At 33.8% G+C, this 17,681-nt stretch carries 19 protein-coding genes; 1 reads left to right on the forward strand and 18 read right to left on the reverse strand.

Going from position 1 to position 17,681, the window contains the following annotated elements:
• Nucleotides 1-3: 3 nt before the first annotated feature.
• The 7 genes from JM172_RS04125 to JM172_RS04155 all read right to left on the reverse strand — a co-directional run bounded on the left by JM172_RS04125 (nt 4) and on the right by JM172_RS04155 (nt 7,431).
• Complete coding sequence (locus tag JM172_RS04125; RefSeq protein WP_214480828.1) at nt 4-936, reverse strand: glycosyltransferase family 2 protein; 933 nt, start codon at nt 934-936, stop codon at nt 4-6.
• A 100-nt stretch (nt 937-1,036) separates the two neighbouring features.
• Nucleotides 1,037-2,230 carry a glycosyltransferase family 4 protein gene (locus JM172_RS04130; RefSeq protein WP_214480829.1) on the reverse strand — a complete coding sequence of 398 codons (1,194 nt, stop codon included), beginning with the start codon at nt 2,228-2,230 and terminating at the stop codon, nt 1,037-1,039.
• 14 nt (nt 2,231-2,244) lie between these two features.
• Nucleotides 2,245-3,258, reverse strand: a complete 1,014-nt coding sequence (locus JM172_RS04135) for an NAD-dependent epimerase (protein ID WP_214480830.1) — start codon at nt 3,256-3,258, stop codon at nt 2,245-2,247.
• A 33-nt stretch (nt 3,259-3,291) separates the two neighbouring features.
• Nucleotides 3,292-3,882, reverse strand: coding sequence for an exopolysaccharide biosynthesis polyprenyl glycosylphosphotransferase (locus tag JM172_RS04140; protein WP_214480939.1), 591 nt, complete (start codon nt 3,880-3,882; stop codon nt 3,292-3,294).
• A 385-nt stretch (nt 3,883-4,267) separates the two neighbouring features.
• A complete protein-coding gene (locus tag JM172_RS04145) occupies nt 4,268-5,200 on the reverse strand; it encodes an NAD-dependent epimerase/dehydratase family protein (RefSeq protein WP_214480831.1) in 933 nt (310 codons plus the stop codon).
• A gap of 566 nt (nt 5,201-5,766) precedes the next feature.
• Complete coding sequence (locus JM172_RS04150) at nt 5,767-6,228, reverse strand: VanZ family protein (RefSeq protein ID WP_214480832.1); 462 nt, start codon at nt 6,226-6,228, stop codon at nt 5,767-5,769.
• Nucleotides 6,229-6,264: 36 nt separating this feature from the next.
• Nucleotides 6,265-7,431, reverse strand: a complete 1,167-nt coding sequence (locus tag JM172_RS04155; RefSeq protein WP_214480833.1) for a nucleotide sugar dehydrogenase — start codon at nt 7,429-7,431, stop codon at nt 6,265-6,267.
• 942 nt (nt 7,432-8,373) lie between these two features.
• Between JM172_RS04155 and JM172_RS04160 the strand changes: the two genes are divergently transcribed.
• On the forward strand, nt 8,374-8,805 hold the full coding sequence (locus tag JM172_RS04160) for a YwpF-like family protein (RefSeq protein ID WP_214480834.1): 432 nt from the start codon (nt 8,374-8,376) through the stop codon (nt 8,803-8,805).
• Nucleotides 8,806-9,026: 221 nt separating this feature from the next.
• Here the strand turns inward: JM172_RS04160 and JM172_RS04165 are convergent, their stop codons facing one another.
• The 11 genes from JM172_RS04165 to spoIIQ form a co-directional block, all read right to left on the reverse strand.
• Complete coding sequence (locus JM172_RS04165; protein WP_214480835.1) at nt 9,027-9,533, reverse strand: hypothetical protein; 507 nt, start codon at nt 9,531-9,533, stop codon at nt 9,027-9,029.
• 262 nt (nt 9,534-9,795) lie between these two features.
• Nucleotides 9,796-9,960, reverse strand: a complete 165-nt coding sequence (locus tag JM172_RS04170) for a hypothetical protein (RefSeq protein ID WP_214480836.1) — start codon at nt 9,958-9,960, stop codon at nt 9,796-9,798.
• A gap of 8 nt (nt 9,961-9,968) precedes the next feature.
• Nucleotides 9,969-10,376 (reverse strand): hypothetical protein, encoded by a 408-nt coding sequence (locus JM172_RS04175; RefSeq protein ID WP_214480837.1) that lies wholly within the window; start codon nt 10,374-10,376, stop codon nt 9,969-9,971.
• A gap of 483 nt (nt 10,377-10,859) precedes the next feature.
• Nucleotides 10,860-11,060: a hypothetical protein gene (locus JM172_RS04180; protein ID WP_214480838.1), complete on the reverse strand. Its 201-nt coding sequence runs from the start codon at nt 11,058-11,060 to the stop codon at nt 10,860-10,862.
• 365 nt (nt 11,061-11,425) lie between these two features.
• The gene (gene fabZ, locus JM172_RS04185) at nt 11,426-11,860 is read right to left on the reverse strand and encodes a 3-hydroxyacyl-ACP dehydratase FabZ (RefSeq protein ID WP_214480940.1); all 435 of its coding nucleotides are present in this window, start codon (nt 11,858-11,860) and stop codon (nt 11,426-11,428) included.
• An 18-nt stretch (nt 11,861-11,878) separates the two neighbouring features.
• Nucleotides 11,879-12,172: a DNA-directed RNA polymerase subunit beta gene (locus tag JM172_RS04190; protein WP_250886507.1), complete on the reverse strand. Its 294-nt coding sequence runs from the start codon at nt 12,170-12,172 to the stop codon at nt 11,879-11,881.
• A gap of 257 nt (nt 12,173-12,429) precedes the next feature.
• The gene (locus JM172_RS04195; RefSeq protein WP_214480839.1) at nt 12,430-13,278 is read right to left on the reverse strand and encodes a flagellar hook-basal body protein; all 849 of its coding nucleotides are present in this window, start codon (nt 13,276-13,278) and stop codon (nt 12,430-12,432) included.
• A 72-nt stretch (nt 13,279-13,350) separates the two neighbouring features.
• On the reverse strand, nt 13,351-14,190 hold the full coding sequence (locus tag JM172_RS04200) for a flagellar hook-basal body protein (RefSeq protein ID WP_214480840.1): 840 nt from the start codon (nt 14,188-14,190) through the stop codon (nt 13,351-13,353).
• A gap of 187 nt (nt 14,191-14,377) precedes the next feature.
• Nucleotides 14,378-15,379: a rod shape-determining protein gene (gene mreB / locus JM172_RS04205; protein WP_214480841.1), complete on the reverse strand. Its 1,002-nt coding sequence runs from the start codon at nt 15,377-15,379 to the stop codon at nt 14,378-14,380.
• A 246-nt stretch (nt 15,380-15,625) separates the two neighbouring features.
• On the reverse strand, nt 15,626-15,901 hold the full coding sequence (spoIIID, locus tag JM172_RS04210) for a sporulation transcriptional regulator SpoIIID (RefSeq protein ID WP_214480842.1): 276 nt from the start codon (nt 15,899-15,901) through the stop codon (nt 15,626-15,628).
• 732 nt (nt 15,902-16,633) lie between these two features.
• Entirely contained in the window at nt 16,634-17,530 is an 897-nt protein-coding gene (spoIIQ, locus tag JM172_RS04215) for a stage II sporulation protein SpoIIQ (protein ID WP_214480843.1), read from the reverse strand.
• Nucleotides 17,531-17,681 lie beyond the last annotated feature (151 nt).

The raw sequence follows: 17,681 nt of genomic DNA on the forward strand, positions 1-17,681 counted from the left end.
TTTTTATAATAACCTCTCCTTCTTTAATAAATAGAGTTTTACCATCACCTTATCCATCAGCTTATACAATTGTCGATTCAATAAGCTAGGTATCACTCTTAGCCCGAGTTTATACTTTTTCCAGCATTTAAGGGCCGCTAAGAAATCTTTATTCAAAAGATGTTGCTTATAAATCTCTAAATAGTTATAAAAATAAATTAAATGACCTCGTTTTTGATAAGTTTGTATAATGCCCTCATATTTAGATAAAAACTGTTTTTTTATTTTTTCCATAGCGGCGGTATCCAATATATTAGCCCTGTCATCTTTATAAATACTTAACAAGGACTTATTAATATATTTAGTCTTATAGTCATTAAAAAACCTTACTAGAAACTCTAAATCCTGATGTCTGTTAAATCTTTCATCATAGAATCCTGTGTTTTCAACTGCATTTTTCTTAAAAAGGAAGTTAGAGCCTGAAATATTCAATTTGTTGCATAATACATCGAATTGTAAATTACCTTCTTTGTTATACCGATTCTTTCTAATTATTTGATTGTTATCCTTCACTACAAAGTCACAATACACGGCACCAATCTTTCCGTCAGTTTTTCGTAATTCCTTCACTTGGTACCAAACTTTATCCTTATGAAACTCATCATCATCATCTAAAAAGCCGATATATTGACCTCTTGCTAGTTTTATACCTGAATTTCTTGCTGAAGCACCATTTTTGTTTCTATCATGTTTAAAATAAATAACATTTGGTGTAGTTATAAATTTTTTCATAATGCTTTCAGTTTTTTTTCTATACTCTGTATGAGGATCATTATCGTCTACAACGATAACCTCAATATTTGTATATGATTGATTTAACACACTCGCAATGGCTCTTTCTAACAAATCAGCTCTTTTATATGTTGGTATAATAATGCTCACAAATTCATCTTGCATTCTTAAGTTCACCTCATATGAAATCAATTACAAGTAACTATTATGTCTATAGAAACAAATCATGGGAAGCATGTTTTCCATCACACGATTTATTAATAGGTTAATAGCTCCTCAGCCTCTCATTCATTGCATTAATATCATATTCTTTGCTTATTAAATCTTTATAAAGAATATCTAGCCTAGCTGCCACTTTCGCTTCAGTAAATTCGCTAATTATTCTTTCTCGCGAGTTCTTTGCAAATTGTTCTAACTCTAATCTATAATTCTCTGAAATCCACTTGGATATTGTTTCTGTCAAACCTTCTATGTCATTTAATTCTACTAATTCACCCGTTTGATTATGCACAACTAATTCTTTCGTTCCTAGCACATTTGTAGCTAATACCGGCTTATTAAACGCCATGGCTTCCATTAAAATTCTCGGTATCCCTTCTTTTTCCGAAGTTAGAATGACAGCATCACATAGTTGGATTAAGTCATACATATCTTCCCTATATCCTAAAAACAAAACTTTGTCTGTAATACGAAGATTCTCAGCCAGTAACTTCATACTTTCTAATTCATCTCCTGTACCAGCAAGAAGAAACTTACACGAACGATCCGTTTTTAAATTGGCAATTGACCTCAATAGCATTTGATGATTTTTTACACCCTCAAACCTTGCACCCATTAAAAATACAAATTCATTATTGTTGATACCCATGTTTTGTAGCAGCTCTGCTTTTCTTGAAGTCGCTAACTTTTCATGCGTATCAATTTTAGTTAGAGGAATACCATTTCCTTCATATGCTGTTATAATTCTTTTTGGTACGATCTTCCTTATAACATTTAAATCTTCTTTATTTTGAGAAAAGTAAGCATGGCTAAAAAAGCTTGCCATTCTCTCTAAACCTTTATAGACAAAGTTTTTTATGTTAGATTGCCCCTGGTAAAAAGGTAAGCCATGACTTGTATGAATGATCATTTTTACTCCAGCTATTTTAGCCGCTATTCGACCTATGACACCTGCTTTAGCTGCATGTGTGTGCACAATATCATATTTCTCATTTTTCAAGATTTTAACAATCTTCATAATACTAATGAGATCCTTTAATGGTTTTATTTTGCGAGACATACTTACTGTAATGTGACGATAACCTCTGCCCTCTATTTCTGTAACTAAGCCGGTATCATCAGAAAGAAAATCAATGGTATAATTTAACTTTCTTAGTTCATCCATCTTATCTAGCAGCATATCTTTTATCGTTAAATCAATTGTTGACATATGAAGAACCTTTACATGCTTATGATTCATATAACCAACTTCCCCTATTTCGTTATTGGAGTGTAGTATTTTTTGTACCAATCAACAAATTGATGTATTCCCTGCTCAATGCTAGTTGATGGTGTAAAGCCGATATCATTTGTTAATGAATCTATATCTGCATACGTTTCTTTTACATCTCCTGGTTGCATCGGAAGGTATTCGATGATTGCTTTTTTTCCAACGGCCTTTTCTATCGTTTGGATAAAGGTCATTAATTCGACTGGTCGATTATTACCAATATTGTATACTTTATACGGTGCATAGCTTGAATCTGGCACAGGATGCTCTCTATTCCAACTTTCATTCGATTGTGGAACCTTATCTATTAAATTTACAATTCCCTCTACGATATCATCTATATAAGTAAAATCCCTCTTCATCTTTCCATGATTAAATACTTGTATAGGTTTCCCTTCAATAATTGCTTTCGTAAATTTAAAGTAAGCCATATCAGGTCTTCCCATTGGGCCGTATACAGTAAAAAATCTTAAGCCAGTAGTTGGTAAACCATACAAGTGACTATACGTATGTGCGAGTAATTCATTTGACTTTTTTGTCGCTGCATAAAGACTTATAGGGTGATCTACATTATCTTGAACCGCGTATGGCATTTTTTTATTAGCACCATAAACAGAACTTGATGATGCGTAAATGAGATGTTTAATGCTATGATGTCTACACGCCTCCAATACATTTGTAAAGCCTAGAACATTAGAGTGGATATAAGATAAAGGATTTTCTAAGCTATATCGAACACCAGCCTGTGCTGCTAAGTTAATTACTTTAGATATTGGGTAATTGTTGAATATATGCATCACTTGACCTTGGTCTTTCAAATCTACCTTCTCAAATGTAAACCTCTTGTTTACCTCAAGTAGCTTCAATCTATCTTCTTTTAATGTGACATCATAGTAATCATTTAAGTTATCTATGCCTAAAACTTCATGTCCTTCTTTTAATAGATACTGTGATAAATGATAGCCAATAAAGCCTGCAGCACCAGTAACTAAAATCATATTTTTTATCTCCCCATATTTATAATCTTTTTACTACCTTGCTCCATTTCCTGTAATTACGATGCGAACTGTTTTTAACATAATCTTCAGCTCCATCAAAATAGATTGATTCTCTATATAATAAAGATCCAGCTTTAGTTTCTCATTTGGAGTAATCTCATATCCACCATTAATTTGAGCCCATCCAGTTAATCCCGGTTTTACTGATAAGCGATTTATAAAGCCAGGAATTTCTTCATTAAATTGAGCTGTAAACATCGGGCGTTCAGGCCTTGGACCTATAATACTCATGTTACCTCTTAATACGTTAATAAATTGAGGCAATTCATCAATCCTTGTTTTTCGCATAAAACTTCCAACCTTCGTTACTCTTGGATCATTTTTTTGGGCCCATTGAGCTCCATTCTTTTCTGCATCTACACACATAGATCGCAATTTGATTAAATTAAAGTATTTTCCGTTTTTACCCACTCTTTTTTGAATAAAAAATGCAGGTCCTGGTGTCTCCAGTTTTATCAAAATAGCAAATACGATAATAATGATAGATGTCATTAACAATCCGATTAGCGAAAGAAGTATATCTGCCCACCTTTTCATTACTGGAAATATAATATTCTTTTGCATTTTAAAACTATCTTTTTCTATGTAAGTAGCAGAAACATAAGTGTCGAAAAAGTTATTTGTTGTTTTCAATACGCTGCTTCCCTCCTGTTTTGTTTAGCAATTTATCCTACTTCCTATTCTCACTCTCTATGGGCAACAAGTATCCCTCCTCTAACTAATGCTATAAACATACAAATCTACTTTTTTATAGTTGGAAAATGAACACTGAAATGTGTTTAAACAAAACCTTGATTCATTATATGCACTTGATTACTTATTAATACTGTTTTTATCATTATTAAAAAATTAAGAGAGTTTCTATCATAAAGAGTGGAAAAGCATAAGAATAAGATTGCCAACCAACATCTTTTTAGTGAAGTGATAGGCAATCTTTGTGAAATCTACCTTATACTAAAGAGTAGTTTTTATAATAATCTATCGTTTCTTTTAAACCTTCTTGAAATGAGTAGGACAAATTCCAACTTAGATGTTCCTCTGTAGATTTGTTACATAATACGCTATTCGCTAGTTCTCCTTTTCTAGAATTTTGATAGCTTACTTCTTGCTTATAATCTAGCAAAGCTGTCATTTTCTTAAATAAATGGTTAATTGTTACTGGCATAGTTGAAGAAACATTTAAGACTAATCCATCACCATTCTTCAAGGCTCGAATATTAGCAGCAGCTACATCCTTAACATAAATAAAATCTCTCGTTTGCTCGCCGTCACCATATATGTTAATTTCCTCATGATTACTCATTTGATTGGCAAAGATGGCTACTACTCCACCCTCACCCAAATAGTTTTGACGTGGTCCATAAACATTGCTATACCTTAAAATACTGAACTTCACACCATAATACTTTGAAGCCATTTTCAAATATTCCTCTGTTGTCCATTTGGATAAACCATATGGAGATTGGGGCTTTGTAGGATGATAGATATCAATGGGTAGGTATTGCGTTTCACCGTACACAGCAGCTGATGATGCAAAAATAATCTTTTGTACTTTAAACCGTTTGGCTGCTTCAATTACATTTAAAGAACCCTTAATATTAACTTCAGCATCGTGCATCATATTCACAGTAGAATTGACAACTGATACATGTGCTGCTTGATGTATGATATAATCTGGTTTTGCTTTTTGCACAACCTCATGGAATTCAGCACTTGTAACATCACATACAAACAACTCAACCTTATTTGAAGGAATGTTATCTAAACGACCAGAGCTGAGATTATCCACTACTACAACTTCATACTGTTGTTCCAGTAGTTGATCTACTATATGAGATCCAATAAAACCACATCCACCAGTTACCATAATTTTTGTACCCATTATTGCTCCCCCTCATCTTATTCATATGAATTGCAGCTAATTAACAATTTTCCTTGTGTTACGTTTCGATATGAATCTACGAATCAATACTTTCAAGTTACCTAACTCGCTTTCCATGTTATGTACGTATGACTACTTCTGTTGTCTAGCATAATATTCTCACTCACACTCCCTTTCAATAATTTATAGATAAACAATACTATGCGTCTTCATTTACCAATATGTCATTTTTTGCTAATCAGATAATCCAAAAAGTGCTTTTCATAAAACTTAATAATATTTCATAAAATTCAAATAATTTAAATGGATTTTATATCCATATCAATAACTTATGAATAATATGCACGAACGCTAGTTATATTCGTCTTTATTTCTTAGTGTGAAGATAACGCATAATGAGAGACCTTTTTAATGTTATTCAAGTATATAAAAGAGAGGGGCATACCTTGCTAGCGGCATCAAGAGGTAAACGTGATGGAGCTTGACTTAGATGTAACTGAAACTTCTTAGCTATTAAAAAAACCTCTCAATCAACAACAAACGTAGATTAAGAGGTTTCATATTTATTATTTCATCAGAAAAATTTTCGGCAGAAAGGTCATACTAATACCAACCATAGCACCAGCACTATCGATGATAACGTCCCTCATTTGAGCACCTCTGCCAGACACAAATAGCTGATGAAATTCGTCCGATATTGCAAATAACACACAAATCATTAGAGCAACACCAAAGGATTTCAAACTAGACCACCCACTGTTCCTCAATGCCAATACAACTAGCATTCCTAATACTAAGTAAGCGATAAAGTGCGCATTTTTCCTTACTAAACGATTCATTTTATGTAAATTAAATTCAGATTGAGGTGAGACCTTTTCTGCTGATTCTATGATAACTTGTGTGATGTTTTTACTTAGATGATCAGATTGCTCCTCCACTTGTGAGGATAAATAAAAAATAAGTATCATCCATGTAATGACAGTAATCCATAAAATGATGTAACTCGGCTTTTTTCGGCCACTCACCATGTAAGCTCTACCCTTTCAGTTTACTTCTTATTCTACCTAGTCTGTATTATACAAATCCCTCGTGTATACTTTCTCTTTAACATCTTCAATTTCGGCACTTAGTCTATTTGAAACAATGACATCTGATAACATTTTAAACTGAGACAAATCCTTAATAACTTTTGAGTGAAAGAAAAGTTCATCGTTTAAGGCTGGCTCGTACACTACAACCTCAATTCCTTTGGCTTTAATTCTTTTCATAATTCCTTGAATCGATGAATCTCTAAAATTATCTGAGTTTGTTTTCATTGTCAGCCTATATATTCCAACAACTTGAGGTTTTTTTGCTAAAATTTGATCGGCTATATGATCTTTTCGCGTTCGATTTGAATCTACAATAGCACCAATGATATGGTTAGGTACATCCTCGTAATTCGCTAATAGTTGCTTCGTATCCTTCGGCAAGCAATATCCACCATACCCAAAAGAAGGATTATTATAATGATTGCCGATTCTAGGATCAAGCCCTACACCATCAATAATTTCTTTTGTATTTAGTCCTCTGATTTCAGCATAAGTATCTAGTTCGTTAAAATAGGCAACTCTCATCGCTAAATAGGTATTTGAAAAAAGCTTTACTGCCTCAGCTTCAGCAGCGTTTGTATATAAAATAGGGATGTCCTTTTTAACAGCTCCTTCTGCTAATAAGCTTGCAAACCTTTCGGCTCTTTCAGATTTTTCTCCAACGATTATTCTTGAAGGATATAAATTATCATGAAGAGCCTTACCCTCTCTTAAAAATTCTGGTGAGAAGATGATATTATCGGTCTCAAACATTTCCTTCACCCTGGTCGTATATCCTACAGGAACAGTTGATTTTAAAATCATTGTAGCCTTAGGGTTAACTGCAAGGACATTCGCTATAACTGCTTCAACTGTTCTGGTATTAAAATAATTCTTGTCAGGATCATAGTTCGTAGGTGTAGAAATAATGACATAGTCAGCATGCTCATAAGCTTTATATACATCTGTTGTTGCTGATAAATTCAACTCCCTAGTTGTTAGAAATTCTTCAATCTCTGTATCTACAATAGGAGATTGTCTATTGTTAATCAAATCTACCTTCTCCTGATGAATATCTATCGCTATTACTTCATTATGTTGCGCTAATAGTATCGCATTTGATAAACCTACATAACCAGCTCCCGCTACTGTTATTTTCATTATTCAAGAATCGCCTCCTCAATCTACTAACTTAAATTCAAGCTGTATACTTTTTATTTGAAATACTAACCTTCTTCATAAACTATGATTTTTTGTTGCTTATTATACCCATTTTTTCTTCTTACTAAAACGTTAAACGCATTCATACTATTTTAATTTATACATATAAACAACATAAAAGAGGGATAATAGATTCAGTGGTTGGCCTAATTATATTGTAGTGCAATGAATGATACGAGTTAACAGAAGAAATGATGGAATGTTTAGCTAGGAAATGTGCAAAAGCTATGATGGTGCTGGAAATGAGCTTAATTGACACGTTCTACAAAGCAACATACTCTTTCTTTGACTGTGAATGAATGTAACAGCTTCACTAGCATAGATGAATCCATACCCATTCACATCCCTAGCTGAAGATCTCAACGACCAAAACTAGGCGTTATTCTTTCATAGCTATAAGTTGCTTTTCGTCATAAGAGATAAATACGAAAAACAACTAAGTTCTGGGAACCTTTTCTTCTCTAGCAATTATAAAAATCATATAGTACACACCAGTTTCTCAAATGTAAGTGAAAGTAAGCAACAAAGTTTACGAAAAAAAACTAGATTTAAGAAATCTTCACTTCAATGCTTGATAAAATTAGCCACAAGCGCAACCTGTGAGGATATAAGCTTAAGTAAGCACATGATTTTGGGACTTATTATTTCAATGGGGCGCAATATGTTTATGAAAGGACCGACTCGTTTGAATAAATCATCCATAATCTACTTTCCACGTATCTCATATTATCTGGATGAAGTCATTTACAAAACGAAAAGCTACTCCATTGAAAACACGCATTAACGAAAGTTTGTCATTATTTCTTTTAAAAATATCCCTCATTGATTATGATATACTGTAAGAAATGAAGTTGTTTCTTATTAAATGAGGGAGGTGTATACATGAAAACCTTCAGATTAGTTGCCCTCACAATATTAAATGATGACGAAATACAGGTTAGTAAGCAAGGCATTTCATTACTTGATGGGTTAATCATTAATAAAGAGGACGGCGAAAACAGGTGGTTACTTGATATTCTAATTGCTCAAGACTATTTACACCTATTCAATGAACTACATAAACAGAGTCAAATAAAGAGCATTCCGATTCAAACAGTCATCTCCAAAGAAGACAATGATCCAGCAACAATGTCTGTAAAAGTAAAGAAGATTACAACCATGGGGGATAGTGTGAGCGTTTTAATGGATGGTGTCTTGATCAATCGAAGAACGAAACGTGCCGAAATATTATTAACTGACTTACTCCAAAGAGGTTTACAAGGTGAACAGCTATTACAAGAATTTAAACAACAGCTTAATAACAATAGTCGTTAAGTGGTGACACGTGCATGTATGCTATCCATCACTTTGTTACAACTTACCATACAACAATGCGTCTCATGCATGGTGGCATACACGCTAACCATAATAATATTAATTTGAGGTATTCCTAGGGTCTGACCTTACACTATATATTCTACATTTACCGTGAATGGAATCAATTTTTCAAAGTTGTAAGATTGACCCTTTTCAATCTATCACATCGTTGTGTCCTACTATTTATTCTTTCTATCATTCGGAAAAAGTATAAATGAAAAAACATTCCCCTTCATAACACTAAATCGTTTTAATACCCTTTGAATAGAGACTTCCATAAAACTATCTTCTACATGCAATGGTTGTAAGATATACTCTTTCATTCGTTTATTCCACTTATAGGTTAATAAACGTATTTTATGATGTTCGAGGAAAATCGATGCAACTACTAATTGTTTTTTATCATTAGATAAAAAGTCTAGTTCAATGATGGAATTAGTTCTACAATAAAAAGCAGTGGAATGCGAGTGTGGTTTTGGTAAAGCAGATAAAGGTATTTGCACGTCATCGAAGTGATAAATAATTTGGTTAGTAATGACATCATCCAAATTCTTCAAATGTGTATTTTTATGATTATACATCGCTGGATCTTCATTAATGAGAATTTTGTAGAATGAACCATTTTCCTCTGTGTCGCTCCGCACTTCTGATACCGACACCTTTGTAAGGTAAAAGTAAATACTCACATAAAAACCCCCTAAAAAAAGATAATATATATTATATAGTATAATTATCTCAAATTTATGAAAAGATAGAATTTTTATCTAAATATTACTACTTTTAATCCTACCTACTATACTACCTTCTTTAAGTCTGTTCTTATAGAGTATGAATTTAATAATGAAATAGTTTTATAAAAGGAATGCTGGATGAAGTGTGGGGTAGTACCTATTGAATAAGGACAGTCCATATAGGGGTATGGTACCTGTCCATCGATACTTTATATTGTTAATGGTATAATTTAAAGTCTTTATCCTGTGTCATATCATCAAGCTCATCAGTACGTTCTTCTGCCGCATTAAGCTTATCCTGTGCTTGCTTCCCAATTTTTGTGAGATCATCAAGACTATATGCCTGTTCAGGTAATTCTTCTTCAAATGCCTGAAAATACAAGATTTCAGTTAATTTTTGTCGTTGCTGTTTTTTTTTACAGCCTTTGTTAATTGGTCAATATGGTATTTCGCTTCTGATTTACACGCATAATCAATATCTTCTATTTGCAGTTCATTAACTAGAGATTCGATTTGTTTTATTTGATCGTTTGTTGGTTGTTCTGATAAAAGCTTCTCAATTGTTTCATTAATTTTATCAGCGAGCTGTTCATGAAATAAAGGATTTTCTTTAATTTCATCTTCTATTTTATCAAACCATGATGCATTTTTGTCTGCATAGTGTCTCCAATGCTGAATAAAATCATTGGTATCATATTTTTCTTCATTCCACTCAATTTTGTTCATATACTGTTCGAATGCTGCAGATATTGAGCGAGAAATACTAATTTTTATACCGTGTGGAAGATTTTTGAACATTTACTATCCGTACCTCCAAAATTAATCTGACTAATTATTAATAATACCATATAGTTATTCAAAATGACAAATATTGAGGAAATTTGTTACATTGTGAAGAAGTATTTCGAAGAATAGAATTTGGAGGATTATTTAGATTTTACTTAAAAAGCTGTTTTCGTTTTCTATTGTTATCCCAATTAGTACCATTCATCGTTGGACAAAAGAAAAGATGCAACGAACGCTAGTTGTATGCTTGTTTACTACTTAATACGAAAAACAACGATCAAAACGAAAACAGCTTTCGTAAACTTTGTTGCTATTGAGACTAATTTTCGGACAGCAATAAAAATTTATTTGCAATTGACCTCATGTCAAATGAGAAAGGTGCCACGAACGCTTACTTATAAGTATTTATTTCTTAGTATGAAAAGCAACAATCCATTCGAAAACAGTCTAACGAAAATGAGCCCACAAAAGTGGGCATTAAAAGTAATACGTTTATTATCCCTCTTGATTATCTTCCTCTTCTTCCATCATATCTTCCTCATAAGTATTATTATTTAAATCTTCTTCAGGCATTTCTTCTTCCATCGGTGTTTCAGTCTCAGGTGGTGGAGGGTTTTCCGGATTCGTATTACAACCCGTAAATAATAACGCAAATAATAATGAATTCATTAATGTTAATGACCATTTTTTGTTCATGAAAATCACTCCTTATTAATCCTTTCTTAGACATCCAAAGGTTTGTCTTTGAATATGTTTCCCAAAATTGATTAAAATTCTTCATTAAAAAATTGTTATTTTTAGGTAATTCTATATTCATTTGTATCTTCATTGCATTATTAACGACATTCGTATAAGAGTTGGTTTAGCAACATCCTAAAAAACTTAGCATACCAAGGGCTCTTCTCGTAACCCAAGTTGATAAAAGGTCTAAGATGCCGCGGTAGCTATTGTATACGTGTATATTTATTCGTACGTAAAATAAGGTTTGCCTAAAAGGACAAAAAAAAGACTACCACTAGGGTAATCGTGTTATTACAACATTCTTTTTTTAAAGAATAGATTTACTCGGTTTTCTCACCAAGAGCAAACATAATTTCTGCTTCACATGCAACTTCTCCATCAACTGTAGCTACAGCCTTTCCCTTCCCTATGGAACCTCGCACACGAATCATTTCTACCTCTAGACGCAATTGATCTCCAGGCTTCACTTGTTTTTTAAATCTACAATTATTAATCCCACCAAAAAATGCTAACCTGCCTCGATTTTCTTCTTTTTTTAGCATAGCGACTGCACCGACCTGTGCAAGTGCTTCTACAATTAAAACACCAGGCATAACCGGAAAATCAGGAAAATGTCCATTAAAAAATTCTTCATTTGCTGTGACATTCTTTATACCTACAGCTCGTTTGCCTTCTTCTATTTCTAGGATCTTATCAACTAATAAGAATGGATAACGATGGGGTATAATATCTTTAATTGCTGTTACATCTAACATCATTCGGTAATCTCCTTCTTACTTTGTATCTTTTTCAACTAAATTAAAAATGTGCTGCCACGTAGATTTTTTCAATGCATCAGATGGGTCTCCATTTCCAATGACACCATAACCAACAATGGCACCTAATAACAGACTGAGAACAAGTAGCACAGCAACAATCATTAATTTTAACCAAATGGGAATTAAGCGAACACGAGCTTTCAGTTTTCTTTTACTCGTATGCTCTTCCCCTTGTTGTTTTTGTTCGTGTCGTTCTTGTCTCAATTGAGATCGCGTCTTTGTTTCAGACTGATTTGCATTCGTTGTCAATGATCTTTGCTCCTTTAGAATATTGATGCGTGTTCAAAAAGGAAGGGGGAATAATATCAAAACTGCATAACATGCTAAATAAACATCATCGTTGCCTTGTTCATTGGAAATTACTCCATAGAATAAATCAGAAAGCAATGTCTAGCATAGATTTATATTTCTACCTCCTGCTGAAACATTCTGTAATATTCACAGGACTAGCGTATCTTATTCTAAATTATTTAGCCGTATTTCCCTGATTTTTTGAACAATCTTTATTATCGAATTCCATTTACGAGGCCCATCATTTGATCAGCGATAGAAATCGATTTTGCATTAAATTGATACGTCCTTTGCGTTGCAAGCATTTCCGTCATTTCAGTTGATACGTCAACGTTGGACTGTTCTAATGTACCATTTTGTAGTCTAATTTGTTGCTGAAGATCGTCAGTTAATAATGTTAAAACTTCTTCTTCATCTAAGTTAAGCTGTTCTAGATTCGGTAATCCAAGTAAATTTCCACCGACAGACTGTAGTAGTTGTGGTCGATGTATTTTAACAATAGAAAGGTTATTGCCTTCTACTTTTTCCCCATCACTATTTATTAAGTTTATTGTACCATTTTCATCTATTGATATGTCTTGGTAATCATTTTCAATATTAATCGTGTTACCAGAGTTATCAAGCACAGGATATCCGTCACTCGTTACTAGTATCAATTCATCAGATCCTTCTTCAAGAGGTGAAAGATAGAGTGCACCATTTCTTGTATAATGCACAGCTTGCTCGCCATTATTTTCTACAGCTACACGAAGAAATTGTCCTTCCTCAGTAAAAGCAATATCAAGCGGGCGGTTTGTTTCTTTTAGACTTCCTTGAGCTATGATCATATTCGTTTGACCTAATTTCGATCCAGTCCCTATCCTAATACCATTAGGAGTTAAACGACCAACCTCTTGTTCCTCTCTTGGTTGATTATTATAATTCTGATACAACAGCTCGGTAAAGCTTGCTTGACGACGTTTATAGCCGACTGTATCTACATTGGCAAGATTATTCCCAATTGTGTCAAGTTTGTGTTGTAACTGACTCATCGTATTTGCGGCTGTCAAAATTGACCTATTCATTACATATTCCCTCCCAATAATCAGCAATAATAAGAGTGTATGCTCAATTGAACTACCGGTCTTAATTTATTTCTATCGTAGCCTTCCAATTTCATTTACTGCTTTATCCATACTTTTATCATATGCTTGTAATATTTTTTGATTTGCTTCAAACGCACGGTAGGAAGTCATTAATTCTGTCATTGTTTGTGCTGTGTCAACATTTGACCCTTCTATAAAACCTTGCTCAATATTAAATACAATATCTTCGTTTGTATTCACATTTGGCAAAGGCTGGTTATCTTCTGTTCTTAGCATCCCGGTCTCATCTTTAATAAGGCTATTCGTGTCAGCTGCATAAGCGATATTTATTCGAGCAATAGCCTCATTGTTTTCTAACACTGTTCCATCGCTGCTAACTGTAAATTGACCACTGCCCACATTTATCGGTGCGTTATCTTCATCAAGGACATAATAACCACTACTAGTCGTTAAATTCCCTTGTCCATCTATCGTAAAATTACCATTCCTAGTGTACAAAGTGTCACCATTTGCGCTTTGTACCGTAAAAAATAGTCCACCTTGATTATTTGTATTTTCATTAGTTGGTACAAATACATCAAGTAACGCTAAGTCAGTATGTAATCCCGTTTCTCTCAAGTCACCTTGAGTGAAGTTTGGTCTAGTTTCCTGTAAATATACACCTGTATTAAGTTCACCAATTGGTTTTGCAAAAGGAAGGTTCTTCAACTCTTGTCCTGGAATAGAATTCGTACCTAGTTGCTGCAATAGCATTTCTGGAAATGCTCGTAAGGACCCTTGTTCTGCTTTATAACCTGGTGTATTTGCATTTGCCATATTATTTGTTAACATATCCGCTTTTCTCTGCTGTGATATCATCCCTGATGCTGCTGTGTAAAATCCACGTAACATTGTTATCACCTCATCCTTAAATCTATATATCTGTTATCCATGCGCTGCTCTTTTCGTAAATTTTGCTACTACTAAACACAACAAGTGATTTATGCGTTTGTCATCGTATGATATAAAAAAAGATGCCATGAATTCTATTTGTGAACTTGTTTAATTTTTTGTGCGTAAAACAACAATTAGTAGCAGCTTAGCCGTAATTACGTACTGGAAGCTTGTCCAAATTCTCAAGCATAATACCAGTACCAATTGCCACACATTCCATTGGATTTTCTGCAATAAGTACGGGAACCCTCAGCTCATCAGACAATAGCTGATCGATGCCATGTAATAAGGCTCCTCCGCCAGTTAAAATGACTCCGCGATCAATGATATCTGCAGATAATTCTGGTGGTGTTCGTTCTAGTACGCTTTTTGAAGCTTGGACGATAAGTGCTACAGATTCATGCAATGCCTTTTCAATTTCTTCTGATCTGACCGTAATTGTTCGAGGTAATCCAGATACCATATCACGTCCACGAATATCTATTTCCTCATTACGTGCCCCAGGAAATACTGTTGCTACTTGAATCTTAATGTCCTCTGCTGTACGCTCACCAATTAATAACTTATATTCTCGTTTTATGTATTGAAGAATTTCCATATCAAGCTTGTCCCCTGCCATTTTTAACGAAGAAGATGTAACGATATCTCCCATTGATAAAACAGCAACATCAGTCGTACCACCACCAATATCAACGACCATATTTCCACTCGGTTGAAAGATATCCATACCAGCACCAATTGCTGCTATTTTCGGCTCTTCCTCTAAAATAACTTTTTTTCCGCCGCTTTTCATCGCCGCTTCTCTTATCGCCTTTTGCTCGACCGATGTAATATTCGTCGGACAGCATATAAGTATGCGTGGCTTAGAAAGAAAACCTTTTACATCTAGTTTATTAATAAAATGCTTAAGCATTGCTTCGGTGATTTCAAAATTCGCAATGACTCCATCTTTTAGTGGGCGAATGGCTGAAATATTTCCAGGTGTTCGACCAACCATACGTCTTGCTTCTTCACCAACTGCTAACACTTTTTCTAATTGACGGTCAATGGCAACAACGGATGGTTCGTTCAAAACAATTCCTTTTCCTTTTACGTGAATGAGCACATTCGCTGTACCTAAGTCAATTCCGATATCTCTAGCAAACATTATTATAAGCCTCCTTGCAAAATTCCCGATACTTTCTCTAATTTTATATTTTATCACAAATTTACGCCTAGAAGGCAATGATGTAAAAAAATAGTCGAATTTTAAGAGCTAGATCAAATATATGAAAAGAGGATGCCTCAATTGAGTGTGATTTCATATTATATTCAGGATTTATTAATCATTGTTATTTAACATATAGGCTATAAAACCGGGCTCTACCCAATTCATGATTCATCCTCTTTCTTTTTATCGGACAGTCTCTTCTTCTCGTTCACCCTCTTTCTTATATTTTAATTTTGTTGCTTCTCCACCACGTAGATGACGTATTGATTTATGGTAATCTAATATTTCCTTCACTTCATTTGCAAGTTCTGCATTAATCTCAGGTAATCTTTCTGTTAAATCCTTATGAACAGTACTTTTGGAAACGCCAAATTCTTTCGCTATTACACGAACGGTTTTTCTCGTCTCCACGATATACTTACCAATCTTGATAGTACGCTCTTTGATGTAATCGTGCACACCACTCGCCCTCCCTAAATTGGATGTGAGAAGTGTCAAAGGAGACTCGTTTTCTTTCCAACGATTAAAATGCTCTAATTTGTTACGGCAGTAATAAGTTGTTGTATAAATGAAATAAATTATATCGTTATCATAAAACCCAAGCCCCTCACCTCAAACACTCTCTTTTATCAGGTTTGTAACATTTTATTAGCTTGGATGATTATATATTCCATAAAAGTCAAGAGGGACAAGGGATTTGTTAATTTTTTGTTCAAATTACAACCATGATCCTTTTTGAAACTAAATTTCCGACAAAAGATCCGCTATACTGCAATCAGGAAATAACTTATTTGACGATGTAAACAAATGTATTTTTGTATGTTCATACAAGATTATTTTCCATAAAGGTATAAATTGTTACAAAGCAATGGATGTCTTCACATTGATTGTTTTTTTGCACATAGATATAAACACGAAACACCTAACGTTCGAGGAATTTTTTTGTTAGGTTGTTTTCGTGTTAATTGTTGCATTTTGTAGTTAGAGCTAAATACGAATATAGCTATCGTTCGAGGCATCTTTTCTTCTGTACAACGACTAACAATAGCAACAAAGTTACAAAAGGAGCTTTTAGCTAAAATAATGGTCACCTAAAACCACCACAGTAAATTGACAACAAACAAAAAGCCACTCTCTAATGAGAATGGTCATAATTGTATCAAGCTATTCACTTTATACTAAAGCAGATAATTATGAATCTTTATCTTCTTTTTCATCTCCTGGCTTTTCTTCTTCAGCAGGAGCTTCCTCTTCTTTTTCTTTTTCTTCAGCTGGTGCTTCCTCTTCTTCTTCCTCTACTTCTTCTTCAGCTTCTTTCTGCTCTTCTTCAGCTTCTTTCTGCTCTTCTTCAGGCAATGTTTCTTCTTTCTTTCCTTCAGAAGCCTCTAGATCCATATTTTCATCTTCATCTAACAAAGAAGTGATAGGACTTCCAAATAAATTAATTGGATTGATCGCTTCGTCATTTTTACGTATTTCAAAATGTACGTGATTTTCTGCCTCACTATTTAAGAGACTTCTACCAGACTGTGCAATAACTTGCCCTTGTTCCACCATATCATTTTCTCGGACTTGGATATCAGCAAGTGATTGATATACAGTTACGATCCCATTTCCATGATCAATCTCTACAACATTCCCAAGGGTTGAATCAACGCTCGTTCTTGTAACAGTTCCACTAGCAGAAGCAACTACATCAAAGACACTATTATCCTTCGTTACAATATCAATACCTTTGTTTGGAATATATTGATTGTCGTAGTACAACAGCGCTGCTTCTTGATCTGCGTCAGATGCATCGGCATCATAAAATTGCTTTTGAATTTCCATTTCTTCAACATTTGTCACTGGATACATAAAACTTTCAAGCGATTGTGTTACTGGTACAGAATCATCATCCACAAAGTAATCGGATTGCAATGATACATTATCAAGATCATATTGATCAGAATCTGCAACATTTTTGCTGTTTTGATACCAAAGGATAGCTGTTAGAATGATTGCTGCACTAGCAATATAAATTGCTGGAAGAACCCAACGACGTTTAAAAAATCGTTTCATTTTTGAGAATTTCTTTTCTTCTCTCATGAATTCATCACCTCAGCAACCATTTTGAACACATTTTCATATTTTTATACAATCTTTTTATATTTTTTTGATTTAATATCCCCATCATGTAAAAAATTATCCATAATAATTAAAAAAAGCCCTAAATTGGGCTAATTTTTTTCTTATTACA

The sequence above is a fragment of the Bacillus sp. SM2101 genome (assembly GCF_018588585.1).
Lineage (GTDB): Bacteria > Bacillota > Bacilli > Bacillales > SM2101 > Nanhaiella > Nanhaiella sioensis.